The following is a 24438-nucleotide window of genomic DNA, read 5'->3' on the forward strand; positions in this document are numbered from 1 at the left end:
AGCGCAGAGACGCCAAGGCTAACGCCGCTACCTGTCTGCGCATGATCAAATCACCCCACGCAATCCCAGAGCCGCAAGGCGCTGTCAAACAGCAGTTTCAATCTGCGTGTCCTTCGCCAGTTGGGCGGCTTCAAGCCGCCTTAACTCTTCCAACGCGCAACTTTGATCGCCTGTCTTGGCCAAGGCAGTGTTGTAGGCCCGCAGCACGGAACGTGGCCTCCAGGGTAAGGCCGCCTGCGAAACCCAAGACCGCAAGATCGACGGAAGACGATCAAATTCGCGCATGGGGTTTTCACGGCGACGTCGTTTCCGTAGCTTTGTCTGACCCAAGTTTCGACCCATTAGTCGGCCTCATCAAGATCAAAATTGGATCAAGCACCAGAACAAGCCGGGTTTCACCCGTACCGGCGATTGGGGGCGAGCGATGTAGCAGACCCAATGGCGGGTTCTGCGGCCAGAGCGTGCCGCGCATGACCATCGGCGCCCCTGTCGCGACAGTGAATACGCGTTCTGGGTCTTCACCGACGGTTGAAACACCATATTGCGTACCGGTACCCCGGTAGGTGCAGATCAGGCGCACGTGAATGGCGTCAATGTGAAATTTTCGGCATGCGTTCGTATTGATTAAATCCAGCCGAACACGCAGAAAAGGTACCCGCATGAAGTCTGCAAAGCGCGCGGCCAGATCAGCGATATCGTTTTCCAGCCATCTACGTTCGACCGTGTCCTCCATACCAGCGATATCGCAGAGATACCCGATGGCATCGCGGACTGCGGTGGGTCGCAGAGCAAGCCGCCCCTTGGGCAGGTGTATGGGATCAAGCCCGTCAATCCATATTTGAAACTCTGAAGTCAGCTGTCGTCGCCAGATTGTGGCTGCGCACTCCGGCCTCTCGATCTTTGCCAAGCCGTCCGGGGTGTGAGTGACACCAACACCCGCAGCGGCATTCTTGATTTCAGTGCTAACAAAACTCATGCCGCATCCTCCACCTTTCGCCATACCGGGAATGGATCGGGCAGGTCGGTTGGAAGAGAGTTCGGCCCGGGCGCGGCATCCTCGGACATCAAGCAGGCGTCCAGCCGGGATTTCAGCGTTGGCCAGTCAATTCCAACCCCGATAAAAACAATCTCTTGCCGTCGGTCGCCCCATGGTTCGATCCAGTGCTGTTTGATGTAGTCCAGCACCGAGGGGTGGTCCGACCACCGGGTATCCGGGACGGACGCCCACCACGTACCAATCGGTTGAACGCTGGACAAGGCGCCGGCCAGAGAGAACGCGGCCACCCATTGAGGGCGTGTTGCAATCCAGAAATGCCCCTTTGCACGGATCACACCGGGCAATTCACCGTTAAGCACCGCCAGGATTTTTTCTGGCTCAAACGGCTGACGTGCCCGATAGACATATGATGCAACGCCGTATTCTTCGGTTTCCGGAACATGATCTGCGAAGCCGTAAAGCTCTTTCACCCACATGGGATGCTTATAAGCTTCTTCGAAATCGAACAAACCGGTGTCCAGAATGGCGTCGCTGGAGACTTCTGAGTGACTTGTTTCAATAATCTTTGCGTCCGCATTCAGGCTGCGGATGATTTTGCGCGCCGCATCCGTACGCTCGGGTCCTGCGTCGTCGACTTTGTTAAGAATAACCATGTCCGCAAATTCGATCTGATCCGTCAGCAGGTGGACAAGCGTGCATTTGTCCTCTTCCCCCATGGTTTCGCCACGGTCGTGGAGGAAGTCGTGACTTGAGAAATTGTTAAGCAGGTTCACGGCATCCACGACCGTCACCATCGTGTCGAGACGGGTAACGTCCGACAGGCTTTCACCTGCTTCGTCGCGAAAATCAAAGGTTGCCGCGACGGGCAATGGCTCAGATATGCCAGTGGACTCGATCAGAAGGTAGTCGAACCGTCCTTCTGCCGCCAGCCGCCTTACTTCATCCATAAGGTCGTCACGCAAGGTGCAGCAGATGCAGCCGTTCGACATTTCGACTAGCGTTTCATCCGTGCGGCTCAGCTCGGTTTCGGCACGTACCAGATCGGCATCGATATTCACTTCGGACATATCGTTGACGATAACTGCGACACGTCGTCCTTCACGATTGTTCAGCACGCGGTTCAGCAGGGTGGTTTTGCCGGCCCCGAGAAAGCCGGGCAATACGGTGACGGGAAGACGATTTTCAGACATGGTTCAGAAATTCTCCGCCGTTGCGGATTTGGGTTGATGCGCGCGCAGCATGTCGAGGCTGCGTTGCAATTCGGGTCGGCTGAGGTCACGGGCGATGACTACAATGCGTGATCGACGGTCATCTCCGGTTCAGTTTTTCAGTGGGACAGGCGGGTCGAAAATATGCTGCACGCCGTGGAAGACAAACGGCACGTCAACGCCCTCAAGAAAGACAATGCCTTTAACGCGCAGAATGTCTGGTCCCTTTAGGGCGATCAGGGTGTCCAGCCAAAGGTCAAAAACTGAATCCTTGATTGGGGCCTCCAAGACGATTGACGCGGAACTGATGCGTGCATCGTGAAGCGTCGGCGCAAAAGGTGCAGGCTTTGGCTTGGACAATCCAAAGAGGTTGGCCAGCGGGCCGGTGTTTGGAGTGGCAACCTTCGTGGTCCACGCGATTGCGTCTTGCTGGTCCACACCTTTGCGCAGGCCGCTCAAGCCCCAGAGCTTCTTAGGGTTGAACTGCCCAGCGACTGGTCGTTCAATCCGCGCCGTGGGGTTCAGGCCGCTCAGCCGTTTGAAAAAGGCTTGGGCTGCAGCGTCAGAAACCAGATCCGTTTTGCTGAGAAGGATCAGGTCAGCCATGGCGACTTGCGAGACCGCCTCAAACTGTGCATCCAGGGTCTCGGACCCGTTAGCCGCATCGACTACCGTGACCAGCCCATCCATACGGGTTGCACGCGCCAATTCCGGGTCGATCAAAAGCGTCTGCAAAATCGGGGCGGGGTCAGCAAGCCCGGTGGTTTCGATGACGATCCGATCAAACTGGACAAGACCGTCATCACGGTGTTCAACCAGATCAGCGATCGTCTCGGCCAAGTCTCCGCGAATTGAACAACAAAGGCACCCCGATTGCATCAAAATGACTTCGTCCTCGACAGATTCGATCAGTTCGTGATCCAGCGCTGCCTCACCGAATTCATTAACGATAACCGCGCTTCTGCCAGCAGAGCTTTCCGCCAGCACAGTATTCAGCAATGTTGTTTTCCCGGCACCAAGAAAGCCTGTCAGAACAGTGACAGGGATATGCCGGTCCTTGATGGGTTCGACGCCATATGCTCCTTGGGCAATCACTGCTTTCTCCTCGATTTATGACGTGATAACATAACATTATGAGAATAGACAACCTGTCCTGAAGCCGGAGTCGGTGCTGGCGGAGTGTTTACGAGCTTGAGCAAGAAAACAGCACGAAAAAGTAGAAACAAAACTTGTCGCTGTGCAAAGCCCGGCCGAAAACTGCGTTTCGACCGGGCCGATTTCTAAATTACAGACACTCAGCCAGCGTATTGGCCAGGTTCCGGATCATTTGGGGGTACAGGGTCGCTCCAAGTTCCAGATCAGACCCAAGAGGGTCCATGACACCTATGTTCGCCTCGGTACCATCCAGCACAGTGGCAACGATCCCGGGGGCGAACTGCGGTTCGGCCATTACGCAATTGACGCCTTCGTCCTTGATGCGCGCCTGAATCTCTGCAATGCGGGCCGGGCTTGGGTCCGTCGCATCACTAACTGAAATTGCGCCCGAGGCCGGAAAATCAAACGCATTCTCAAAATACTGATACGCGTCGTGGAACACGATAAAGCTGCCATCGCGAACAGGTTCGAGTGTCTGTGCCACTTCAGCCGACAGTGCGGTCATTTCTTCGCGCGCCGCAGCGGCATTTGCGAAATAGGCGCCAGCGTTGTCCGGATCGGCGGCCGATAGCTGGGCCGCAATCACGTTCAGCCAAATTTCCGCGTTTGCTGGCGACAGCCAAGCATGGGGATCATGTTCACCATGCGCATGACCCTCGTGGCCGTGATCGGCATGGTCATCGTGATCATCATGTCCGGCGTGCTCTTCGTGCGTATCGTGGGCATACACATGTTCCTCGTCATGCCCTTTTGCTTCAACATGATCGTGATCATCGTGGCCGTGTTCGTCGTCATGTGAATGCGCTGCCTCGTCCGCATGCGCGTCTCCATGGTCTTCGTCGTCATGTCCGTGATCATCTTGACCTCCGTGATCATGTGCTTCGAACAGGGCGTTTTCCCGGAAATCCAAAAGAACTGTACTGTCCGATTCAAGCAGGGTCGTGACAGTCGCGCCTTCGCTTAGCGTTTCGACCGCACCTTCCAGCCACGGGGTCAGGTCTTCGCCGATCCAAAACACCAAATCAGCCTCTTGCAGGGCTGCAGCTTCTGATGGACGCAGATTGTACTCATGCGGTGAAGCACCCGGCGGGACAATCAAATCAGGTGTTCCGACACCTTCCATCACCCGCGCCACAAGCGAGTGAACAGGCGCGATGTCGGCCGCTACGTTCGGTACATCCGCCATAGCCGTTCCACCTAGTAATACGGCGGTGATCGATAGTGGGAGAAGCTTTCTGGACATCAGACCCTCTGTGTGATTTTATAACGTTACGAGCGACATACATGATATGGAATAACATGACAAGTGAGACGCACCCTATTCCGGTCGACGCAACAGCCCCGGTCGGGTTCCACAAACATGACCATGACAATTGCGTCCAGACCGCCCTGGCGGCGGCGGAAGCTCAGTGCAAAAAGGATGGCCTCCGCCTGACGCCCGTCCGGCGCAAGGTTCTTGAAATGCTGCTTCAGGAACATAGGGCACTTGGCGCCTACGCCATTCTGGATCGTTTACGCGACGCAGGATTTGGATCGCAGCCACCGGTTGCTTATCGTGCACTTGATTTTCTTGTGCAGAATGGGTTCGTCCACAAGATTGAGCGATTGAACGCATTCGTTGCATGCTCACACCCGGGCGCTGAACATTCTCCGGCCTTTATGATTTGCCGAAAGTGTGACGCCGTGGCCGAAGCCAAGTCTGCTCCGGCAAAGGGTATTCTGGGGGCTGCAGCGCGCGCAGTGGGTTTCGAGATTGAGAGAACGGTAGTAGAAGCCGAGGGAATCTGCCCGGACTGCACCGAAAAGGCGTAGAAATGACCCTCATTACTGTTGAAAACCTCAGCGTGTCTTATGGCGCAAACACTGTCTTGCGCCATGTCGACATGGTAATCGAGGCCGGTGAGATCGTCACGATTGTCGGCCCCAACGGTTCGGGAAAGACCAGCCTGCTGCGAGCCATAATCGGAGCGACCAAACCCTCTGCTGGTCAGGTGACGCTGAAACCGGGACTGAAAATCGGCTATGTTCCGCAAAAGCTGCATATCGACCCGACGCTGCCGATATCTGTTGAACGGTTCATGCGCCTGACCAATCGCGTTTCGCGGAAGAACTGCGTTGAGGCGCTGAAAACGGCTGGTGTGCAGGACCTGTTGAGGCGCCAGATGTCACAATTATCCGGGGGTCAATTCCAACGTGTGCTTTTGGCACGCGCGTTGATCAACCGGCCCGACATCTTGCTGTTGGACGAAGCGACCCAAGGCCTTGATCAACCGGGATCCGCAGCGTTTTACCATCAGATCGAAGGTGTCAGGCATGAAACCGGCTGTGCCATTTTGATGATCAGTCATGAACTGCATGTGGTCATGAGCGCATCGGACAGGGTTATTTGCCTCAACGGCCACGTGTGTTGCGAGGGGTCACCCGCGGTCGTGGCGTCGGCCCCGGAATACCGGGCTTTGTTTGGAACCGGTACGGGCGGTGCGCTGGCCCTTTACCGCCATGATCACGATCATGAACATGATCACAATCAAGAGTCGCGGGAAGCTGCTGAATAATGCTTGATGATTTTATGACACGCGCCACGCTTGCTGGCATTGGTGTTGCGTTTGCCGCAGCGCCCCTTGGATGTTTCGTCGTTTGGCGCCGGATGGCCTATTTTGGCGATGCAACAGCACATGCCGCAATTCTGGGTGTTGCGCTGTCGCTGACATTCCAGATGTCGGTCTTTACCGGAGCACTGGCAGTTGCACTTCTTATGGCGATGACTGTCACGCTGTTGTCTGGGCGTGGCTACGCCATGGACACCTTGCTGGGCGTTATGGCGCATTCTGCGCTTGCCTTCGGCCTTGTAGCCGTTTCGTTTCTGTCCGGCGTTCGTATTGATTTGATGGCGTACCTTTTTGGCGACATCCTGGCAGTCTCGCGTTCTGATCTGCTTGTGATCTGGGGTGGCGCCGCGCTGGTCGTGGCCCTGATCATATGGCGATGGTCGCAGCTTTTGACAGCGACGTTGAACGAAGAACTGGCCTATGCCAGCGGCTACGACCCCAAGCGCGAGCAATTGATCCTGACGTTGTCTCTGGCTGTTACCGTTGCAGTGGCGATCAAGGTCGTGGGCGTCCTGTTGATTGCGGCCCTGCTGATCATTCCGGCGGCTGCTGCCCGCAGCTTAGCACGATCGCCCGAGTCGATGGCCTTGATCGCTGCTGCAATCGGCGCGTTTTCCGCCGTAGCCGGGTTACGGGCCGCCTACGTACTAGACACGCCAGCAGGTCCGTCGATTGTCTGTGTTGCAGCGATTTTGTTCGCGTGTTTCAGCCCTGTTGGATGGCAGACAAAGCACAAGCTTTAGCCCTGTTCACGTGCGCTTGGGTGTGTGGTCTGACAACGTGTCGCTTGCGCCAATGTCTGTGTAATTCTGATTGAGCGTAAGATCGGCAGTTCGGCTGTTCTTCAGAACACGTTCAGCGTTGGGCAGGTCATTCCCAAGCGCACGTTGCAGCGCAGCTGCCGGATCAAGCCCGTGATTTATCCACCTTTGTTGCAGCCGGGTTTTCAGCGCATCCAACGTTGGGTTGACAAAAACCGTAACGGCAAAAATATCGGCCAAAGTCGACCATGGATCGCTTTGCATCAAAAGGTAGTTGCCTTCTGCAACGACGACGGGTGTGTCAGGGTGAACCGGAATTGCATTGGCAATCGCCAAATCTCTCTGTCGGTCGAACTTGGGAAAAAAACTTTCGTGCCGCGCTACATGAAGGTTTTTGACCGCGTTGCAAAATCCAAACGCATCAAACGTTTCCGGAGCGCCCTTTTTAGCCAACAGGCCCCGCGCTTCAAGCACAGTGTTGTCCAGATGATAGCCGTCCATCGGCACCAAGGTGGCGCAAGGGGTTGCTGACTGTTGTTGAAAATTTAGGGCTTCCACAACGGCCTTAGCCAAGGTCGACTTGCCCGAGGCAGGCGGGCCGGCAATTGCTACAATCGTCCGGCCCCCAACCTGCGTGCGCGTGTTTATCAAGTTACAAACGCGTTCTACGTCTTGTTCGATCACGCCGCGTCCTCTTTCGGAGGCTCTTTGGCACCGGTCATGAACGCAACCGCATCAGACATCGTGTAGTCTTTTGGGTCGATGGTACACAGCCGTTTCCCCAATCGATGCACATGAATGCGGTCGGCTACTTCGAACACATGCGGCATGTTGTGGCTGATCAGAATGATCGGAATTCCGCGTGCGCGTACATCCTGAATAAGCTCAAGAACTTTTCGGCTTTCCTTGACGCCCAAAGCAGCCGTCGGTTCGTCCATGATGATGAACTTTGTTGCAAAGGCTGCGGCGCGTGCCACGGCAACGCCCTGGCGCTGACCGCCCGACAGCGTTTCAACGGCCTGATTTATCGACTGCACTGTCATCAAGCCAAGCTCGGTCAGTTTTTCTCTTGCGAATTTCTCCATGGCGGGCCGATCAAGCTGACGCAAGTATTTGCCCATGGGACCCTTTTTGCGAATTTCGCGACCCATGAACATATTGTCCGCAATCGAAAGGGCAGGGGACATCGCCAGCTGCTGATAGACGATCTCGATCCCCATGTTTCTGGCGTCGATCGGAGAGGTGAAATTGACCTTTTTCCCTTCGATCAGAATCTCGCCCTCATCCGGGATCGTTGCGCCGCAAATTGCTTTGACGATTGAGGATTTGCCTGCGCCATTGTCCCCGATTACGGCAAGGATTTCACCTTGTCGCAGTTCGAAATCGGAATGGTCGATGGCGGTGACATGCCCGTATCGCTTTACGATGCCACGGCCCTGGACGACTGGTGTTGTGTCTGACATTAGCCCGAAACCTTTCTGATCCATTGGTCCACCGCCACGGCTGCGATGATAAGAAGCCCGATCAGCAGGTAGGTCCACTGCGCATCCGCCCCCAGCAGTCTGAGCCCAAGAGTAAACACGCCAACGATCAGCGCTCCGAACAGTGTTCCTAAAATGGAACCACGGCCGCCGAACAGGGATATGCCACCTATAACTACAGCAGTGATACTTTCAATATTTGCCAACTGGCCGGATGTTGGCGATACGGATCCGATGCGCCCGATCAAAGCCCAGCCTGCGAAGGCGCAGATTAAACCGGACAGCATATACACAGACATAAGTGTTCCGTGCACGTTTACACCGGACAGCTCTGCAGCCTCGGGGTCATCGCCGACCGCGTAAACATGCCGCCCCCAAGCTGTATGTTTGAGCGCATAGGCCAAGACAAAAATCAAAACGAGCATGAAAATCACGCCCACTGTAAAGGTCGCACCGCCGATGCTGAATTTGGTGCCAAAAAACTGCAGGAACGGAGCGTTGGTCTCGATGTCCTGACTACGAATTGTTTCATTCGCGGAATACAGGAAATTCGTTGCCAGAACGATTTGCCACATCCCAAGCGTTACGATGAATGGGGGAAGCTTCACGCGGCTGACGAGCCAACCGTTGACCGCGCCGATCAGCGTTCCAACAGCAAGACCGCACATGACGGCTATCGGCACCGGGATACCATAGCGGAAGGTGAACTGCCCCATTATGACTGAAGAAAAAACCATGATCGCGCCGACACTCAGGTCAATGCCTGCCGTCAGGATAACCAGGCTTTGGGCTGCGGCCACGATGCCAACGATCTGAACCTGTTGAAGGATCAACGTCATTGCGAAGGGTGAAAAAAACTTCGAGCCAAGAAGCAGGCCGAAAATTATAATCGCCCCCACAAGGACGATGAGCGGAACAAACGATGGATTGACGTGGAGAAGATGCTGAAACTTCCCCAATAGACCACTCCGATGGTCCTCAAATTCTGCAACAGTTTCTGTTGGACGAGCGGCAGATTCGAATTCCTCGGCGCCTTGGTTTGCGTCAGACATATCTCTCCCTTTCGCGGCCAAACTTGCAGTCACGAAGTTAGTTTACAGGAAGTTTTGGTTTTTGGTGAAACGATTGGTGAGGCGCACCCGCGCCCCACCTTTTGTTGCGGTCTTAGCCCCAGCAGAGCTCCAGACCCTTCTCAACCGAGATAGACTCTACACCGTCTACGGGTTGATCCGTGATCAACGAAACGCCCGTATCGTAGAAATCTTTGCCCGGCGTATTTTCGGGTTTTACGCCTTCGTCGGCCCATTTCTTGACTGCTTCAACGCCAAGCGAGGCCATCAACAGCGGGTACTGCTGGCTAGTTGCACCGATTACACCGGCCTGTACGTTCTGCACGCCGGGGCAGCCGCCATCGACCGAAACGATCAGAACGTCGTTTTCGCGACCAATAGACTTCAATGCTTCGTATGCACCCGCCGCAGCCGGTTCATTGATCGTGTGCACGACGTTGATCGTTGGATCCTTGGCAAGAAGGTTTTCCATGGCGCGGCGTCCGCCTTCTTCGTTGCCGTCGGTCACATCGCTGCCAACGAGACGTTCATCGGTTTCATCACCGATGACATTGGGGTCAGCCAAGTCAACGCCGAAGCCGTCCAGAAAGCCCTGATTGCGCAGAACGTCCACAGTTGGCTGGCTGACATTCAGATCAAGCGTAGCAATCTTTGCGTCGGCGGCAGCATCACCCATTTTCGCCTTGGCCCATTGTCCGATCAGCAGGCCAGCTTTGTAGTTATCTGTCGCGAAGGTTGCGTCAGCCGCGTCAATCGGGCTGAGCGGGGTATCCAAAGCGATAACCAAAAGACCTGCATCTCGCGCCTGCTGAACAGCCGGGACAATCGAACTTGTGTCAGATGCAGTCAGCAGAATTCCTTTTGCGCCGTCAAGAATGCAGGTTTCAATGGCCTGAACCTGTGTTTCATGATCGCCGTCGATTTTCCCAGCAAAGGCTTTCAAAGTCATTCCAAGCTCTTCGGCCTTTGCGGTGGCGCCTTCTTTCATTTTTACGAAGAATGGGTTGGTGTCCGTCTTCGTGATCAGGCAGACGGTTTCGCCGGCGGCTTGCGCGGATGCAGCAGCCATGGTCAGTGCAACAGCGGACGCGCCAATCTTCAGTAGATGTTTCATCATTTCCTCCCGGTTTTAATTTCTGCCCAGCCCTGATTGCGGACCGGACGCTCCTACATCTTACAATGCAGACCCTTTTTTGAACAAAAGTCGATTCTACCACTGCTGTCAATAAATAAATAAAGTTTATTTATTAAATGGATCTAGTATCTTTTCATAACGAAAAGAGGTGTTTATGCTTAACCCTATGGAGAAAGAAGCGCTGAAAATGCTGACCGGTGGCGTCAGTCAAAGCGGTGTTCGTGACCACAATGAGCGCCTGATTTTGACTGTTTTACAACGCCACGGACCGGCTGCCGGTGCGGATGTGGCGCGGTTGACCGGGCTTTCTCCTCAGACTGTTTCAATCATTTTTCGCAAGCTTGAGAAAGATGAGATTCTCAAGCGCGGGACGCCATTGCGCGGTAAGGTTGGTAAACCATCCATTCCGATGGAGTTGAACCCCGAGGGTATCCTTTCGGTCGGAATGAAGATCGGCCGGCGCAGTGCCGACCTTCTTTTGATCGATTTCACGGGCAAGCCACGTCGGCAGCTTTCTACAACCTATGACTATCCTCTGCCAGAAGCTGTTTTTGGATTCCTGAAATCAGGGCTGGACACGCTTCTGGCCCATGAACCCCAGAGACTGCGCGATCGTGTCTGCGGCATAGGAATTGGAACACCTTTTGAACTTTGGAAATGGCACGATCTTTCGGGCCTTGCAGCGGAAAAATTCAGATCCTGGAAGAATGTGAATTTCTTCACCGAGGTCGCCAAGTTCAGTGATCTTCCGGTTTTTGTGGTCAATGATGCCACGGCGGCGTGTCACGCTGAACATCTCTATGGTCGAGGGGCCGAGTACCGCGACTATTTCTACTTTTTTATCGGTTCGATGATTGGCGGAGGTGTCGCATTGAACGGCACTGTTTTCGAAGGCAACCAAGGTAACGCCGGCGCTTTAGGTGCAATGCGCACCACGGGTCCTTTGGGCGAAAGCCAGCAATTGATTGATGTCGCCTCTTTGTTCCTGCTGGAAGACCGGCTTATCGAGGCAGGCGTTGACCGGGGTATTCTGTGGCGAAAACCACAGGATTGGAGCAGCATTTCCCGCTATGTCGAGCCGTGGATCGGAACAACGGCACAGGAGCTTGCCAAGGCTGCCTTGTCTATTTGCGCCGTCATCGATTTTGAGGCCATATTTATAGATGGCGCATTCCCGTCTGAGGTGCGCGAGGAACTGGTTGCGCGCGTGCGCCGCTATCTTGCCAATCAGGACAAACGCGGATTGATCCCTCCGGTGGTCGAGGCGGGTGCAGTTGGGCAAAACGCGCGCGGTATCGGCGCAGCGAGCAGTCCCATTTTTAGACAGTTTCTGCTGAACACCAATGCCGGGCTATGCCGAATGTAAGTCGCACGTCATGACAGTGCAGAACTGGAGTAACGCTGCTCGTACCTCAGGGTTTCAGCGCTAAAAACTTATTCGCTTATTCGAGATCTTCCCGACTCCGTCGCGCAGAAATGTGGCAAGGATTATGTTGCTGATTTGCGTCAAGGTGGTTGGCTGCATGGCAGGCGGGACATAACGCAACCGGAGTTTCAGTGGCCTCGCCAGTTTCATAATCAAAGCAGTATTCCCGACCGCAGATCTCTAGTATTTCTCCTTGTTGCGCCAATTCCACAGCGGTTACCCCGCAGTGATCACAACAGCCTTCTGAAAGGGCGGCCTTCAGATCCGGTAGGTCAACTTTTCCTTGGTAATTGCATTCAAGCGTTTTCATTCGTTACCCAATCACACTACTTGCTTGTACTACTACACGTAGGCTGTGCAACAAATTAGACAAATTTTTGGTAAAGCTGCGAAAATCCAGACCATTGGGTCAGTCAAACGCATATATGTGACAGTTATGCCGAAACTCAGTTCGGGGCCGACAGACAAGCTTTTATGGGTGGGATACCTAGCGGATCAATCCTTTCCAATTGCGCGCATCATCTGCCGAAAGTAAAATTTTGGAGCTACGCGGTTCATTACACTCGACAGCCTGGCGATGCGCCCAACGGGTACGAAGTCTCTTTGCTTTCGAAAGCCGTCAAGAATAATGCGCGCGGCATCCTTTGGTTCCATGTAGTCAACGCCGTCGGTCGCGGATCCCGGTCGGACAAAGCCCATTTCAGCCGCTTGAGGCCGACCAATATTGGTCGCAACAAAGGAAGGGGCTGCAATGGTCACATGAACACCGTGCGCCATTTCCTCTGCCCGGAGGGATTTGAAAAACCCCTCTAGCGCGTGTTTGCTGGCAGCATAGGCCGTTCGATGGAGCAAAGGGGCAAACCCAGCAACAGAAGACACTGCCAAATGCGTGCCTTTCGACAACCGGATCGGAAGTAGAAAGTGTTTTGCGCATGCAACGGTCGCAAAGTAATTGATTTCGAACAGGTCACGATGCGTTTTCATATCACTGTCGGCGAAGGCAGAGATTTGTGAGACGCCGGCATTGTAGATGACCAGATCAATAGATGGCCTGTTGCGTATTATGTCCTCGCATGTCGCAGCACATTGATCCGGCCGGATCAGATCGCAGGCATAAACGCTGGTATTTTTCCCGTTGGCCAACCTATCGAGCTCAGACCCGGCCAGGTCGATCAGCACCGTGTGCCATCCTTGGTCACATAGCGCGGCCGAAAGCGCCTGCCCCAATCCGCCAGCACCCCCGGTTATGACTGCTGTCTTTTTCATTGTGCATGCTCCCACCAACGTTGGAATGCCTCGGCGCTTGAAAGCTTGGGGTGATAGCCGAAGCGGGATTTAAGGGCGGTGTTGTCCAGCACTGGCCGATACAGCAAAAAGCGCACCTGTTCTGGGCCGTATCGCGTCAGACCCAAGGGTCGGGCAAGCGTCAGAGCGCTTTTGACCAATCCAGGCGGCAGCCATCGAACGCGTTTGCCCATCGCAGCTGCGATCTGTGAAACAGTCACCACGCCGTCACCTGAGACGTTGTAAATACCTGCCGGTCCGTCAATAGCAGCGCGAACCAGTATCTGTGCAAGGTCTTGATCCCAGATGAACACAAAAGGGCTGTCTGAACCCATCAGGCCAAGCAGTCTTCGTTTGTGGAACAACGCCGTGATCTGGTTTTCGATCTTATCACCAAGCACTGTGCCCACGCGTAGAACAACTTGTTCCAAGTCCGGGGCGGTTTCCCTGGCCTCCGCCAACATCTCCTCGACCAATCGCTTGTGCCATGAATAGGCAAACTCCTTATTGCCCCGTAGGGCGTCGGTCTCGGACAAAGGAACCGGGTTATCGGGGTGATAGCCGTATGCCGCGCCAGACGACGTTACGACCAGTCGCTGTACTCCGGCTGCAATCGCGGCACCAAGGACATTGCGCGTACCGTCTACGTCAACGAGATACTCCAAATCCCGCGTTGAGTTGGGGCCGGGTGTTACGATCGAAGCCAGATGCACAACTGTATCGGGGCGCTCAGCCAGGATCACGCTCTGTGGATCGTCGCTGGTCACGTCCATTTTCACAAAGCGCGTGTTTGACGGCAGATTTGAAGGTTCGCGGATATCTGTCGCGATCACCTCAAGTTCGGTGCGCTGGCCCAAAAGTTGAAGAAGCGCCGTTCCGACGGCCCCGGCTGCGCCTGTGATCAGTATTCGGGTCATTCTTGTATTTCCCGCCGTGCAAAGAAACTTGCCAGCACAATGCCCGAGATGGCGTGCCAGATGCCCCATAACGCCGCCGCGACGGCCATTCCGCCCAACCCGCCAAAGAAGACAAAGATCAGGATCAGCCCAAGGCCCGAGTTTTGTATCCCCGTTTCCATCGTGACAGATCGACGATCCCGATCGGGCAGACCGGCCAGAGTTGCGGTCACGTACCCACCAAGAAATGCCAGTGCGTTGTGAAGAACGACCAATCCGATAATGGCCCCGGCAAACTGAAGAAAGTTGCCCCAATTCGCAGCCAGCGCGAGCACGATGAACGCGACGAATATGCCCATGGAAAGCCATTGCATTGGTCTGCGTATGCGATCAGCAAAAGGCGTGTAGCGTGCATTTACGGCCATTCCAACGATCAGCGGCAAGATCAGCATGAACCCGACCGTAATCGCCACTGCGACTGGGTCGATTTCTGTTCGCCGCAGGATGTCCCGCGTGGGGCCGTAGAGATTGCCCCAAAAGGCAATGTTTGCCGGTGTGACGATAATGGCGGCGACCGTGGCACAAGCTGTCATCGAAACTGACAGGGCGACGTTGCCCTTGGCGCGGTGCGTCATGAAGTTCGAAATGTTACCACCAGGACATGCTGCTACCAGAATAAGGCCCATCGCAACCGAGGGTATGGGCTTGAGCGCAACAATCATTACAATCGTCAGTGCCGGAAGAACCAAAAATTGGGACAAAAGCCCAACGATCAGCGGTTTGGGCCCGCGCAAGACGCGTCGAAAATCGTCAATGCGCAGATCCAAGGCAATCGAAAACATGACGATTGCAAGGATGGCATTCAACACCCTGAGGTTTGCGGCATTGAAGTTCAGGGCGACTTCATCAATTCCGTTCATTCTTCGGCTGCCTTCAAAGCAGCGATCTGGTCAGTGACTTGCCTCCTATACGTCGCCTTGTCGACGTAATAGGCCATACGGGGAAGATCGATGTAGTGCATGCCGCCAGTCGCTCTCTCGTAGCCTTTGGATTTGGCGTCACGGATTGAATTGGCCGCCGCATTGCCAGAACGTAATCCGGCTATGTACCGGGCGACCATTTCGGCCTGTTCATGGCGGCCCTGCCATCCCAGACCCGTTGCTTCAATCATGCCAAGTACAAACAGGTCATCCCGGTCAGGGTGCATGCAGTTCAGGTAAAGATGCGGTGCGTTGCCTTTCCAATTCAGCAGCTCTTTGTCAATGAAAGGGTAGTTCAGCTTGTATCCTGTAGCGGCCAGGATCATGTCATAGTTGGCCGAGCTGCCATCGCGGAAATGTACAGTTTTGCCGTCTAATCGCTCGACGTCCGGGCGTACTTGCAGGTCTCCGTGCCCGGCATGAAACAGGATCAGCGAATTGACCACCGGGTGCGACTCATAGAGCGCATAGTCCGGTTTCGGAAAACCGTATTTCTGCGGATCACCTACGAAACATTTGAGTATTATCCCGTCGATCTTTCGTTTCAGCCACATAGGCAGGCGGATTTTCCCGCCCATCGTGTCGGCCGGGACACCAAACACGTATTTTGGCACGAAGTAATAGCCCCGTCGCATAGACAAGTCGCACGACACCCCGTGATGGATCGCATCTACGGCGATGTCACACCCGGAATTTCCTGCACCGATGACAAGCACACGCTTGCCCGTGAACTGGCTCGGATACCGATAGTCCGAGGCGTGGATGAGCTCACCTGAAAATTGGCCTTCGAATGCTGGCATGTTTGGCTCTGACAAGGTGCCGTTTGCGATTAAAAGGCCTGCAAAAGTTTGGGTGTGCTGCGCACCTGTTTTGTCGCGCCAGGTTATGTCCCAGCCACCATCTTGTAGCGGCTTGGTGTTAAGGACTTCTGCACCAAAGTAAAAGTGTTGATACAAGTCGAACGCGTTTGCAAAGTCTTGAAAATATGACTTCATTTCTCGGTGCGAGGGATACTCTGCCGTCTCGTCCCGCATCGGGAAGTCTGCAAACTCGGTCATCCGCTTCGAGGAAATGAGGTGGGCCGTCTCGTACATCGTGGACCGCGGCGCGTCGATGTTCCACAGCCCCCCCACATCATCGGACAATTCAAACCCTTGAAATGGCACGCCCTGCTCAATCAGTGTTTTTGCCATGGCCAGACCCATCGGCCCGGCACCTATCAGTGCAAAACACTCTTGTGGGCGGGCCTTCACCGCGATCGGTTGACCCGCTCCTACCTGCCCCTGTTCCATTCGTCTCTCCTCCTGCGACATTGTTTATCTTGAACGAACGTTCGGAATAAGGCAATCTAGTTGTTGAAATGGCACAACATGCTGTAACAGAAAGAAAAAGGGCACCGTCGCAGCGGTCTATCGCTGCGCGGGCTCGAATCTTTGATGCAGCCGAACAGGTTTTTGCCGAGAGGGGGTTCGACGGCGCCTCAATCCGGGACATCGCCGAACGGGCAGGGGTTCAGAAGGCCAACGTGAATTTTCACGGCGGGCCAAAAGAGGAATTGTTCGAACGCATCGTTGCGCGACGCGCTTCGGTATTGGCGCAGGAACGTATTGACGCAATCAGGCTTCTGGAAGCGCATGGCGAGTGGAGCGTTGGTGATCTCTTGTCCGCGTTCATGCTCCCGCTCGTATCGCGCGCTTTTGGCAAAGACCCCCAATGGCTGGCCTATGCGCGCATCGTGGCGATTGTCTCGGCTGACACGCGTTGGCGTTCCTTGGCCGCGACGCATTTCGACCCCGTCGCCACGCTGGTTGTGCAAAAACTGTGTGAGAAGCACCCAGAAGCTGATCCGATACGAGTTGCCGGAGCGTTAGTTTTTGCCGTGTCCTCGATGCTGGCGCTGTGTACGTCAGACTGGCGGATTTCGGCGCTTGGTGGGTCCGAACTTCAGCCCGACGCTGATGGCTTGATCCAAAACCTTTTGCGCTTTTGCGAGGCTGGGGTCGTAAGCAGTTTAACTTAGCCCGAGTGTTTAAATCACTCAGCCCTCGGGCAAACGCCGCGACTATTGGCTATCAAACGCCACGATCAGTTTCTTCGCCAATGGGAGCGGAGAGTAGCCTAGCTTGGAGGGCGTCAATCCAAGCCTGACAACCACCATGTCATACGAGGGGAAAATCCCGATTGATTGTCCGTCATGACCTTGTAGCCAGACAGCGTCCTCAAATGGCGGTAGGTCACTAGGAGCTTCGATCCAAAGATGCCCCTTACCATAAATCCCGTCTGACGCGGCCACAGGTTCAAACATCCAATTCGTAAAACCTTTAGGCAAGATTTGCTGACCCTGCCAAACGCCCTGATGCAATAAAAACTGACCGAAACGCGCCCAATCCCGTGCGGTAGCATACATATAGCTTGAGCCAACGAATGTATCGGTGGCGTCCGTCTCCAACACAACCGATGTCATGCCCAAAGGTTCGAATAGCGCCTCTTTTGGATAGCTTAACCCGCCATCGTTCAACTTGTCCTGCCAGACACGCGACAGAATTGTTGATGTGCCAGACGAATAGTTGAAAACACGTCCGGTTTCGCTTTCCGCCGGACGCTCCGACGCAAAACCCGCCAGATCGTCTTTTAGATAGAGCATCCTCGTAGCGTCTGAAACATCGCCATAGTCTTCGTTCCACTCCAGCCCGCTCGACATCGCCAACATATCTGCGACGGTAATGTCGCCGCGCCCGTCTTGTGTCCAATCCGGAAAGCTCTCGACCAGGCTTTCGCCCAGGCTCATTTCACCCGACTGGATCAGCGTTCCGATCAAACCGGCGGTCACTGTTTTTGTCATCGACCATCCAAGCAAAGGTGTCGTCTCATCAAAGCCCTCTGCATAGCGTTCCCCGACGATCCGTCCGTTTCGCACAATGACAACTGCGCGATAGCCTTCTCCCAACAGGGCGTCATCTGAAATTGCTTCGGCAATCCGTGGGTTTTCGGACAGTTCGACAGCATTGCCCAGGGGCCAAATCCCGTCTGGCAAATCAGATGAGGCGGCCAGCGTTTGATTGCTTAACCAGGCTGAATGCACGTTCGTGCACCCAAGACCTGCGCGAAATTGCGAAATGGCAGGTGCAAAGATCTTGAATAACCGTGCCTCAACGATTTGCGCCTCACGGTCAACGTCGATAGAAATCTGTTTCAGCAAGGGGTGCCCCGGTGCCTGGACGTCAACCGATAGCACTTCGTCTGGATCGCGGTCGGCGATGAACACGTTCGAACAAACAATCTTTGCCGAGTAGTTCGTTCCAACCCGCAGAAGATCCGGAGGGAAAAGCAGCAGGTAGCCCACCGAAACCACGGCGATACCCACAAAACCACCAAAAAAGATCGTTGTTGCTTTTCCAAACATACCGCCCCCCAGCCGATCACACCGGCCTGACCCCAACTTTGACTTTGAGGCAGACTAAATACAGGAACCGCTGGCACACCACCGTTCCGTTACGTAGCTTCGGCGATATGTATGAGGGCTGCGAAAACACCGCCAGCCGGGTTCGGGGTCGTCTTGCCCGAACCTCTATCCAGTCATTTCCTTTGCCCTACCGATTGGATTTCAGGATCAGCGGTATCCGTTGAGAATCGTATCCAGACAACGCGATGTGCGTATAGATTCCGAGAAATCGTTTGGACTGGAAGCGCCAGTTGCGATGGCGTTGGTGACCGCTTGAATCACCGGTTGGTGCACATGCGGCGGCAGGTCTGCCTCGATACGGCGCGTACCATCCACTGAGGTCAACAGTACCGGGTCGGAGTCGAACACCGAAAACGCAAGTGATCCGGCCTCGCCTTCTATGTGTATGCAGTCAGCGTGGGTGTGTTTGTGGTACACCCACTCGCCGGTGCCTGCCACACCCGCTTCTGTCTGAAATGAGGCTGTCACCTCGTCGGGTACGTCAAACTGCCCCGAGATGTTTCTAGCAGTGCCTCTGCATTCGGTAAAATGCCCCAGCAAAAACTGGGTAAGGTCAATCGCATGGCTCCCCATGTCCATGAATATTCCACCGTCACCTGCGCCCGGTGCATGACGCCACCCGGCTTCTTCTTCGCTCGGCGGGGCTTTTGCATGCATGATTTTGAAGGACTTGGGTTGTCCTATGGCCCCTGTATCAAGCAAGTCCTTAATCTTCAGAAATCTTGGCAGCGCCCGTCGGTAGAATGCGCAAAACAGGCGTACTCCGCGTTCGGCGCAGTACTCTCCCATGCGCTCGGCATCGGCAAGGCGGTTGGCAAGCGGCTTTTCAACGAGGATCGGCTTACCTGCCTGTGCTGCAAGTTCCGTCAGCGCAAGGTGCGTGTCTGGCGGAGTTGCGATGTAAATTGCATCCACATTGGGTGAGAATGCAAGCTTCTCGGCATCGTCCGTCCACTCGGGAACCCCGTGACGGTTTGCGTAGTCCGCCGCAAGATCGCGATTGCGCCGCATAACCACCGTGAGCGCCGTATTTGAGGCCTTTTGAAAACCGGGTCCGCTTTTAACCTCGGTTACGTCACCGCATCCAATGATGCCCCATCTGACACGATCCATCACACAGCCTCGCTTTCTTCTGACATTGCGGGCATGGCGGCAAGCGGGATGATTGCACCCTTGTGCAAAATAACGACCGAAGCCAACTCATGCCCCAACTCTATCGCTTTGGAAACGGATTTGCCGGAAAGTCTTGCGGCGATATAGCCTGCGTTAAAGCTGTCACCTGCGCCGGTAGTGTCGACGGGTCTCTCATTGCGCAACATTGGAACTTTCAGGGTGCCGTGAGGGTCACGGTGATAGACAGGACCACCGCCAGTTTTCAGAAGAATTTCTGTTGCACCGAGGGACGAAAGCACTTCCAAACCCGCCTCGGGTTTATCTGCACCCCAAAGCGCTGCAACATCGTCGAAAGACGGAAGAACGGTCGAGGCGAGTGTAAAGAAACGTGCAATAGTCTCACGTGCGACAGTGGCGGAGTCCCAAAGCTGCGGTCTATAGTTGAGATCCAACCAAATGTCCGCGCCGCGTGCACGGGCCCGTTTCAGAGCATTATATAGCCGCTCGCGACCTGTCGGCTCGATTATGGCAAGCGTCACAGCAGACACAAAAAGCCCTTGCGCCTCGTCCAGTGCAAGGTCCTCTCCATCATCAAGGGCGAACATCTGTCTGGCCGGGCTTTGGCTGCGCCAATAGGTAAACGAACGCTCTCCGGTCGCGTCGCATTCTATCATGCTTATACCTGGCGCACCGGTCTCTGACTGACGAAGCAAGCCGCAGCCGACGCCATTTTGGGACAGCGTCTCAATAATCCACCGGGACTGCGTGTCTTTGCCAAGCCGCGTCATGTACGAGATAGCACCGGGCCCAATCAGCCGCGCGAGATAGACGGCGGTGTTCAAAGTATCGCCGCCCAAGCCTCGGCGATAAATATCTGCGTCTGCGTCAGACTGGGTGAATTCGATCAGGGGTTCCCCAATGGCGATCACTGTCTTCATGACAGCACCTCAAGAGGCGTAACAAGCGGCTGACCGTCGAAAAACGCCGCCAGATTTTCAATAACAAGTCGTCCCATTGCGATCCGAGCGTCAATAGTCGCAGACGCCAGATGCGGCGTTAGAACGACATTTGACATTTTCAAAAGGTCGTGGCGCGGGTTTGGTTCATTCTGGAACACATCAAGGGCAGCGCCAGCAATGTCACCGGTGTTCAGGGCGGCGATCAGGTCGATTTCATTAACCACGCTGCCACGTGCGACATTTACGAGATGACCATTTGGCCCCAATGCCGACAGAACCTCTTGGTCGACAAGCCCGTCCGTTCCGGAACCGCCAGCTGCTGCAATCACCAAGACATCGCTATCCTGCGCTAGTTCGGCGGGGTTGGATCGAAAGGCATCCTCTTCCCCAGCAACCGCCTGAAGATCGGTGTACAAGATATCCATTCCCATGGACCGTGCCAGTTCAGCGATGCGCCGACCGATACGGCCATAGCCCAACACGCCCAAGGTGCGCCCGCGGATGCTGCGGCCAAGCCCCAGTTTTCCCTGGGTCCACGCCCCTGTCCGCACGTGGCGGTCGCCTTCCGCGATGCGCCGGGTCGCAGCGAGGATGAGTGCAATTGCCTGCTCGGCCACTGCGTCTGTCAGCACACCGGGTGTCGTGGTTATTGCGATACCCCGATCCTGTGCCTGGGCAAGGTCGATCTTGTCTACACCCACGCCATAAACCGCAATCATGCGCAAAGATGGGAGTCTTGCCATAACCTCGCCAGGCAGCCCGATGTCACCTTTGGTTGCAACTGCGGTGATTCTTTCGGGCATTGCCAAGGCCTCGGCCTCGTCACGCGTATCAAAGCGCGCGCGGATTTCATCCGTGATCTGAGGCGGCTGCAAAGGTGAGCGGAGCATTAACATTAGCGCAGTCCAATCATTTCAGGTGCAATCCATCTGGGCAGGCCGAGTGCGATCTCGGGGAAAACGATGATCGCGAGTAAAACGATCAGCATGCCGGTCAGGTACACCAATGTCGGCCCCATTGATTTGAGCAGTGCGATACCTCCGATCTTGGACGCTATCATCAGGCACAGCCCGTAAGGCGGCGTAATCAGCCCGAAGCCCAAAGCCATGACGCCAACGATGCCAAAATGAACCGGATGGATCCCGGCAGACAGGGCAAGTGGTAGAAACAGCGGTGCCAAGATAGCCATGGCAGGTAAGCTGTCCATGAAGGTTCCAATCAGCAACATGACAAGCGCCATGACGATCAAAAGAACCGTTGGGTTGCCGATCTCAATGCCACCCATCAGCATCGGGGGGATTTGATAGAAGGAAATCAGGTAGCCGAAGACCGACGCTCCGACCAAGCTGAAAAGCGAGAGCGACGCCAGCCGTACCGTTGCACTGGATGCTTCCAAAACCTTGCGCCCGTTTAAGGTGCGGTACACGACAAAGCCCAGGAACAACGCATAGAGAACCGCGATGACGGCAGCCTCGGTCGGGGTGAATATACCGATCCGGATACCTCCGATGATGATAACCGGGATAGCTGCAGCAAGCAGACCATCGCGCGCCGACGACAGAACCTCGCGCATGGGTGCTGGTTCGTGAACCGGGACGTCGTATTTGCCGACAAACCAGTAATTCACGGCAAATTGCGATAGCCCTAGCAAGAGACCGGGCACAATTCCCGCCAGAAACAACCCACCGATCGACGTGTTTGTCAACGCGCCCCAGACGATCATGTTAATTGAGGGCGGTATGATAATTCCGATCACCGAAGAAGCGGCCGTTACCGCAACGGCAAATGCGGTGGGGTATCCTTCGCGTTTCATCGACGGAATAAGGATTGCGCCAACCCCGGCACTGTCCGCGGTGGACGAGCCCGAGACCCCCGCAAACATGATCGAAACAGCGACATTCACATTCGCAAGCGCACCCTTGAACCTGCCGAAAATGTTCAAGGCAAAGCGGATGAGCTTGTCGGTAACTTCGGCCTTATTGATCAGGTTTCCGGCCAAAAGAAAAATTGGAACGGCCAGAAGGACAAAGCTGTCCATACCGTTGTACATCCGTTGAAACACGACCCAGGCGGTGACGCGATCATCCAGGAACACCATGGACATCGCCGCAAGCACAAGGCTGAAGGCAATCGGAATACCAAGCGTGATGTATAGAAACAGCAGGCCAAAAAGCAGCCATGGAAAGATGAAGTAGAAGTCAGGACCCAACATCTCAGCGATCCTCTGATTTAGTGTCAACGGCAATGCTGGGGACTGCATCGCTTTCCTGTAACGCCACTTCTTCTGGTGGTGACGCGTTCAGCTCATGCTCCATCGCGTCCAACCCTTTGGTCACAAGCGTCAGCAGTCTTTGAAGCGAGAACAAAGCCATAAGAACGCCGGATGCGAAAAAGCAGACATAGACCCAAAACATCGGAAGCTGTGCCGCAGTAGACCGACGCCGCCAGCCGGTCTCGGCGAATTCCCAGCCGCACCAGATGAAAAAGACCGCGATGATGACAAGGACGATTTCGCGTGAATACCGCGTGAACCGGTCAATCCGCGAATTCTTTGGGAAAGCATCCAGCACAAAGTGGTCGAAGTGATAAACACCAAGCGCCGTGCCCAACATGATCGCCCATTGGAAGGAAAAGCGCGAAAACTCTTCGGTCCAATAGATCGTAGGCAGGACCGGCAGGTTGCGACTGACGACCTGATAGAGAATGAGGCTTAGAAACAGTCCCAGCAGGCCGAGCAGAACCCACTCCAAGACTTTTTCCAGCCATTTGTTAAAGGCGTCGAGACCACGAAGCATGACGCACCCTCCTTGTCATCTGCATGTGCAGACGTCCGCGAAGTTTCGTTGTTATGAAAAGTGGGCCAACCCGCATCTGGGGCTAGCCCGAAAGATCAGGACGACTTAGCTGCCGCTTGCGTCGTCAGCCGCGCTTGCCTGAATCCGATCATAAAGTTCCGCCAGCCCCATGCGTCCGGCAACGTCGAGCACTGCGGGGCGAACCATTTCCTGCATTTTTTCGCGATCCATTTTGTACAGGATTGCGCCTTCGGCTTTCAAAAGCTCCATGGCTTCTGCGTCCTGGCGAAGTTGAACCTCGCGGGCGAGGGCAGACGCTTCGGCACCTGCACGCAGGACGACGTCGCGCTGTTCGTCGGTCATACGGTCCCAGGTCGCACCCGAGAATGTAACCAGACGCACAGTGATGTCATGTTCGGACAACCCGATATGCGGTGCCACTTCGTGGAACCGCATCCGGTGAATCCACTCGGCTTCGTTCAACAGCCCGTCGATCGAGCCCAGTTGAAGACCTGTGTAGATTTCTTTCCAGGCAAAGTTCGTCGGACGGGTGCCCAAAGCACTCCAGGACGCAATCAGCGGGTCGGTCGGGTTGGTCCGCAGTTTCATATCAGCCAGGTCTTCAAGCGACTCGAGCGGACGGTTGGACACGACCTGCCGCTTACCGCCACCGAAATACCCGATGACCTGAACGCTGCTTTCCTCTTTCAAAATGTCGGCAATGTCGCGGCCAACTTCACCCGAAAGAACGGATTTCCAATGGGCTTCGTCCTTGTAAAGGAAAGGAAACGTAAAGATGTTCGCGGTCGGCGCGAAGTCCGTTATGTTTCCTGGGTTGATGACCGAGACATCAAGAGCGCCTGCCATTTGTTGTTCAAACATCTGGCTTTCACCACCCAGAACGCCGTTTGGGAAGATCTGAACCTCAATGGCACCATCCGAATACTCTTCGGCCAGCCGTTTGAACTCCAGCGCACCCGCCTGGTAAGCCGTGTCTTCGGCGCCAAGATGGCCAAATCGCAACGTCAGGTCTGCTGCGCTTGCGCTGCCAGCGGCAAAGGCCAGCGTCGCGCTCGCAACGAGCATTGAGAGTTTCTTGGATAATT

General features: G+C 55.0%; 25 protein-coding genes. 5 read left to right on the forward strand and 20 right to left on the reverse strand.

All coding sequences use genetic code 11. The features are described from left to right. Nucleotides 1-84: 84 nt before the first annotated feature. From AC2FIT_RS05245 to AC2FIT_RS05265, 5 genes are all read right to left on the reverse strand, one after another. Entirely contained in the window at nucleotides 85-285 is a 201-nt protein-coding gene (locus tag AC2FIT_RS05245) for a DUF6525 family protein (RefSeq protein WP_496827330.1), read from the reverse strand. A 7-nt stretch (nucleotides 286-292) separates the two neighbouring features. After that, nucleotides 293-976: a DUF1826 domain-containing protein gene (locus AC2FIT_RS05250; RefSeq protein ID WP_496827332.1), complete on the reverse strand. Its 684-nt coding sequence runs from the start codon at nucleotides 974-976 to the stop codon at nucleotides 293-295. Next, nucleotides 973-2187 carry a GTP-binding protein gene (locus tag AC2FIT_RS05255; protein ID WP_496827334.1) on the reverse strand — a complete coding sequence of 405 codons (1215 nt, stop codon included), beginning with the start codon at nucleotides 2185-2187 and terminating at the stop codon, nucleotides 973-975. The genes AC2FIT_RS05250 and AC2FIT_RS05255 overlap by 4 nt, the downstream gene beginning before the upstream one ends. 129 nt (nucleotides 2188-2316) lie before the next feature. Next, nucleotides 2317-3300 (reverse strand): CobW family GTP-binding protein, encoded by a 984-nt coding sequence (locus AC2FIT_RS05260; protein ID WP_496827336.1) that lies wholly within the window; start codon nucleotides 3298-3300, stop codon nucleotides 2317-2319. Nucleotides 3301-3490: 190 nt separating this feature from the next. Further along, nucleotides 3491-4603: a zinc ABC transporter substrate-binding protein gene (locus AC2FIT_RS05265; RefSeq protein WP_496827338.1), complete on the reverse strand. Its 1113-nt coding sequence runs from the start codon at nucleotides 4601-4603 to the stop codon at nucleotides 3491-3493. A gap of 56 nt (nucleotides 4604-4659) precedes the next feature. Here AC2FIT_RS05265 and AC2FIT_RS05270 point away from each other — a divergent pair, with 56 nt between their 5' ends. From AC2FIT_RS05270 to AC2FIT_RS05280, 3 genes are read left to right on the forward strand one after another with little or no spacing between them, the layout of a single operon-like run. Then, nucleotides 4660-5172, forward strand: a complete 513-nt coding sequence (locus AC2FIT_RS05270; protein WP_496827340.1) for a transcriptional repressor — start codon at nucleotides 4660-4662, stop codon at nucleotides 5170-5172. Nucleotides 5173-5174: 2 nt separating this feature from the next. Further along, nucleotides 5175-5915 (forward strand): metal ABC transporter ATP-binding protein, encoded by a 741-nt coding sequence (locus AC2FIT_RS05275; protein ID WP_496827342.1) that lies wholly within the window; start codon nucleotides 5175-5177, stop codon nucleotides 5913-5915. Further along, nucleotides 5915-6712, forward strand: a complete 798-nt coding sequence (locus tag AC2FIT_RS05280) for an iron chelate uptake ABC transporter family permease subunit (RefSeq protein ID WP_496827344.1) — start codon at nucleotides 5915-5917, stop codon at nucleotides 6710-6712. Before AC2FIT_RS05275 ends, AC2FIT_RS05280 begins: the two co-directional genes overlap by 1 nt. 6 nt (nucleotides 6713-6718) lie before the next feature. Here the strand turns inward: AC2FIT_RS05280 and AC2FIT_RS05285 are convergent, their stop codons facing one another. From AC2FIT_RS05285 to AC2FIT_RS05300, 4 genes are all read right to left on the reverse strand, one after another. Further along, nucleotides 6719-7414, reverse strand: coding sequence for a nucleoside/nucleotide kinase family protein (locus AC2FIT_RS05285; protein ID WP_496827346.1), 696 nt, complete (start codon nucleotides 7412-7414; stop codon nucleotides 6719-6721). Then, on the reverse strand, nucleotides 7411-8217 hold the full coding sequence (locus tag AC2FIT_RS05290; RefSeq protein ID WP_496827348.1) for an ATP-binding cassette domain-containing protein: 807 nt from the start codon (nucleotides 8215-8217) through the stop codon (nucleotides 7411-7413). The genes AC2FIT_RS05285 and AC2FIT_RS05290 overlap by 4 nt, the downstream gene beginning before the upstream one ends. Then, entirely contained in the window at nucleotides 8193-9263 is a 1071-nt protein-coding gene (locus AC2FIT_RS05295; protein ID WP_496827350.1) for an ABC transporter permease, read from the reverse strand. The genes AC2FIT_RS05290 and AC2FIT_RS05295 overlap by 25 nt, the downstream gene beginning before the upstream one ends. A gap of 112 nt (nucleotides 9264-9375) precedes the next feature. After that, nucleotides 9376-10395, reverse strand: a complete 1020-nt coding sequence (locus tag AC2FIT_RS05300; RefSeq protein ID WP_224890054.1) for a sugar ABC transporter substrate-binding protein — start codon at nucleotides 10393-10395, stop codon at nucleotides 9376-9378. Between the two features lie 187 nt (nucleotides 10396-10582). On the opposite strand from AC2FIT_RS05300, the gene AC2FIT_RS05305 reads away from it, so the two are divergent. Next, the gene (locus tag AC2FIT_RS05305; RefSeq protein WP_496827781.1) at nucleotides 10583-11782 is read left to right on the forward strand and encodes an ROK family transcriptional regulator; all 1200 of its coding nucleotides are present in this window, start codon (nucleotides 10583-10585) and stop codon (nucleotides 11780-11782) included. 555 nt (nucleotides 11783-12337) lie between these two features. Here AC2FIT_RS05305 and AC2FIT_RS05310 read toward each other — a convergent pair. From AC2FIT_RS05310 to AC2FIT_RS05325, 4 genes are read right to left on the reverse strand one after another with little or no spacing between them, the layout of a single operon-like run. Then, nucleotides 12338-13108 carry an SDR family NAD(P)-dependent oxidoreductase gene (locus AC2FIT_RS05310; RefSeq protein ID WP_496827353.1) on the reverse strand — a complete coding sequence of 257 codons (771 nt, stop codon included), beginning with the start codon at nucleotides 13106-13108 and terminating at the stop codon, nucleotides 12338-12340. Further along, complete coding sequence (locus tag AC2FIT_RS05315) at nucleotides 13105-14043, reverse strand: SDR family oxidoreductase (RefSeq protein ID WP_496827355.1); 939 nt, start codon at nucleotides 14041-14043, stop codon at nucleotides 13105-13107. The genes AC2FIT_RS05310 and AC2FIT_RS05315 overlap by 4 nt, the downstream gene beginning before the upstream one ends. After that, nucleotides 14040-14942, reverse strand: a complete 903-nt coding sequence (locus tag AC2FIT_RS05320) for a bile acid:sodium symporter family protein (RefSeq protein WP_496827357.1) — start codon at nucleotides 14940-14942, stop codon at nucleotides 14040-14042. Before AC2FIT_RS05320 ends, AC2FIT_RS05315 begins: the two co-directional genes overlap by 4 nt. Next, nucleotides 14939-16294 (reverse strand): flavin-containing monooxygenase, encoded by a 1356-nt coding sequence (locus AC2FIT_RS05325; RefSeq protein WP_496827359.1) that lies wholly within the window; start codon nucleotides 16292-16294, stop codon nucleotides 14939-14941. The genes AC2FIT_RS05320 and AC2FIT_RS05325 overlap by 4 nt, the downstream gene beginning before the upstream one ends. Nucleotides 16295-16362: 68 nt before the next feature. Between AC2FIT_RS05325 and AC2FIT_RS05330 the strand changes: the two genes are divergently transcribed. Next, a complete protein-coding gene (locus tag AC2FIT_RS05330; RefSeq protein WP_496827361.1) occupies nucleotides 16363-17022 on the forward strand; it encodes a TetR/AcrR family transcriptional regulator in 660 nt (219 codons plus the stop codon). 42 nt (nucleotides 17023-17064) lie between these two features. On the opposite strand, the gene AC2FIT_RS05335 is transcribed toward AC2FIT_RS05330, so the two are convergent. The 7 genes from AC2FIT_RS05335 to AC2FIT_RS05365 all read right to left on the reverse strand — a co-directional run bounded on the left by AC2FIT_RS05335 (nucleotide 17065) and on the right by AC2FIT_RS05365 (nucleotide 24418). After that, a complete protein-coding gene (locus AC2FIT_RS05335) occupies nucleotides 17065-18405 on the reverse strand; it encodes a serine hydrolase domain-containing protein (protein ID WP_496827363.1) in 1341 nt (446 codons plus the stop codon). A gap of 207 nt (nucleotides 18406-18612) precedes the next feature. Further along, entirely contained in the window at nucleotides 18613-19578 is a 966-nt protein-coding gene (locus AC2FIT_RS05340) for a Gfo/Idh/MocA family protein (RefSeq protein ID WP_496827365.1), read from the reverse strand. Further along, a complete protein-coding gene (locus AC2FIT_RS05345; RefSeq protein ID WP_496827367.1) occupies nucleotides 19578-20516 on the reverse strand; it encodes a sugar kinase in 939 nt (312 codons plus the stop codon). Before AC2FIT_RS05345 ends, AC2FIT_RS05340 begins: the two co-directional genes overlap by 1 nt. Next, nucleotides 20513-21427 (reverse strand): 2-hydroxyacid dehydrogenase, encoded by a 915-nt coding sequence (locus AC2FIT_RS05350; protein ID WP_496827369.1) that lies wholly within the window; start codon nucleotides 21425-21427, stop codon nucleotides 20513-20515. Before AC2FIT_RS05350 ends, AC2FIT_RS05345 begins: the two co-directional genes overlap by 4 nt. 5 nt (nucleotides 21428-21432) lie before the next feature. Further along, the gene (locus AC2FIT_RS05355; protein WP_496827371.1) at nucleotides 21433-22749 is read right to left on the reverse strand and encodes a TRAP transporter large permease; all 1317 of its coding nucleotides are present in this window, start codon (nucleotides 22747-22749) and stop codon (nucleotides 21433-21435) included. Nucleotide 22750: 1 nt separating this feature from the next. Beyond that, nucleotides 22751-23332, reverse strand: a complete 582-nt coding sequence (locus AC2FIT_RS05360; protein ID WP_496827373.1) for a TRAP transporter small permease — start codon at nucleotides 23330-23332, stop codon at nucleotides 22751-22753. 105 nt (nucleotides 23333-23437) lie between these two features. After that, on the reverse strand, nucleotides 23438-24418 hold the full coding sequence (locus tag AC2FIT_RS05365; RefSeq protein ID WP_496827375.1) for a TRAP transporter substrate-binding protein: 981 nt from the start codon (nucleotides 24416-24418) through the stop codon (nucleotides 23438-23440). Nucleotides 24419-24438: the final 20 nt, after the last annotated feature.

The organism is Ruegeria sp. YTSA135, from assembly GCF_059610165.1.

Excerpts from the sequence above, each read along its gene's own strand:
- AC2FIT_RS05245 (WP_496827330.1), bottom strand. The coding sequence starts at position 285 with ATGCGCGAATTTGATCGTCTTCCGTCGATCTTGCGGTCTTGGGTTTCG.
- AC2FIT_RS05250 (WP_496827332.1), bottom strand. The coding sequence starts at position 976 with ATGAGTTTTGTTAGCACTGAAATCAAGAATGCCGCTGCGGGTGTTGGT.
- AC2FIT_RS05255 (WP_496827334.1), bottom strand. The coding sequence starts at position 2,187 with ATGTCTGAAAATCGTCTTCCCGTCACCGTATTGCCCGGCTTTCTCGGG.
- AC2FIT_RS05265 (WP_496827338.1), bottom strand. The coding sequence starts at position 4,603 with ATGTCCAGAAAGCTTCTCCCACTATCGATCACCGCCGTATTACTAGGT.
- AC2FIT_RS05270 (WP_496827340.1), top strand. The coding sequence starts at position 4,660 with ATGACAAGTGAGACGCACCCTATTCCGGTCGACGCAACAGCCCCGGTC.
- AC2FIT_RS05275 (WP_496827342.1), top strand. The coding sequence starts at position 5,175 with ATGACCCTCATTACTGTTGAAAACCTCAGCGTGTCTTATGGCGCAAAC.
- AC2FIT_RS05280 (WP_496827344.1), top strand. The coding sequence starts at position 5,915 with ATGCTTGATGATTTTATGACACGCGCCACGCTTGCTGGCATTGGTGTT.
- AC2FIT_RS05290 (WP_496827348.1), bottom strand. The coding sequence starts at position 8,217 with ATGGATCAGAAAGGTTTCGGGCTAATGTCAGACACAACACCAGTCGTC.
- AC2FIT_RS05295 (WP_496827350.1), bottom strand. The coding sequence starts at position 9,263 with ATGTCTGACGCAAACCAAGGCGCCGAGGAATTCGAATCTGCCGCTCGT.
- AC2FIT_RS05300 (WP_224890054.1), bottom strand. The coding sequence starts at position 10,395 with ATGAAACATCTACTGAAGATTGGCGCGTCCGCTGTTGCACTGACCATG.
- AC2FIT_RS05305 (WP_496827781.1), top strand. The coding sequence starts at position 10,583 with ATGGAGAAAGAAGCGCTGAAAATGCTGACCGGTGGCGTCAGTCAAAGC.
- AC2FIT_RS05310 (WP_496827353.1), bottom strand. The coding sequence starts at position 13,108 with ATGAAAAAGACAGCAGTCATAACCGGGGGTGCTGGCGGATTGGGGCAG.
- AC2FIT_RS05315 (WP_496827355.1), bottom strand. The coding sequence starts at position 14,043 with ATGACCCGAATACTGATCACAGGCGCAGCCGGGGCCGTCGGAACGGCG.
- AC2FIT_RS05320 (WP_496827357.1), bottom strand. The coding sequence starts at position 14,942 with ATGAACGGAATTGATGAAGTCGCCCTGAACTTCAATGCCGCAAACCTC.
- AC2FIT_RS05325 (WP_496827359.1), bottom strand. The coding sequence starts at position 16,294 with ATGGAACAGGGGCAGGTAGGAGCGGGTCAACCGATCGCGGTGAAGGCC.
- AC2FIT_RS05330 (WP_496827361.1), top strand. The coding sequence starts at position 16,363 with ATGGCACAACATGCTGTAACAGAAAGAAAAAGGGCACCGTCGCAGCGG.
- AC2FIT_RS05335 (WP_496827363.1), bottom strand. The coding sequence starts at position 18,405 with ATGTTTGGAAAAGCAACAACGATCTTTTTTGGTGGTTTTGTGGGTATC.
- AC2FIT_RS05340 (WP_496827365.1), bottom strand. The coding sequence starts at position 19,578 with ATGGATCGTGTCAGATGGGGCATCATTGGATGCGGTGACGTAACCGAG.
- AC2FIT_RS05345 (WP_496827367.1), bottom strand. The coding sequence starts at position 20,516 with ATGAAGACAGTGATCGCCATTGGGGAACCCCTGATCGAATTCACCCAG.
- AC2FIT_RS05350 (WP_496827369.1), bottom strand. The coding sequence starts at position 21,427 with ATGCTCCGCTCACCTTTGCAGCCGCCTCAGATCACGGATGAAATCCGC.
- AC2FIT_RS05355 (WP_496827371.1), bottom strand. The coding sequence starts at position 22,749 with ATGTTGGGTCCTGACTTCTACTTCATCTTTCCATGGCTGCTTTTTGGC.
- AC2FIT_RS05360 (WP_496827373.1), bottom strand. The coding sequence starts at position 23,332 with ATGCTTCGTGGTCTCGACGCCTTTAACAAATGGCTGGAAAAAGTCTTG.
- AC2FIT_RS05365 (WP_496827375.1), bottom strand. The coding sequence starts at position 24,418 with ATGCTCGTTGCGAGCGCGACGCTGGCCTTTGCCGCTGGCAGCGCAAGC.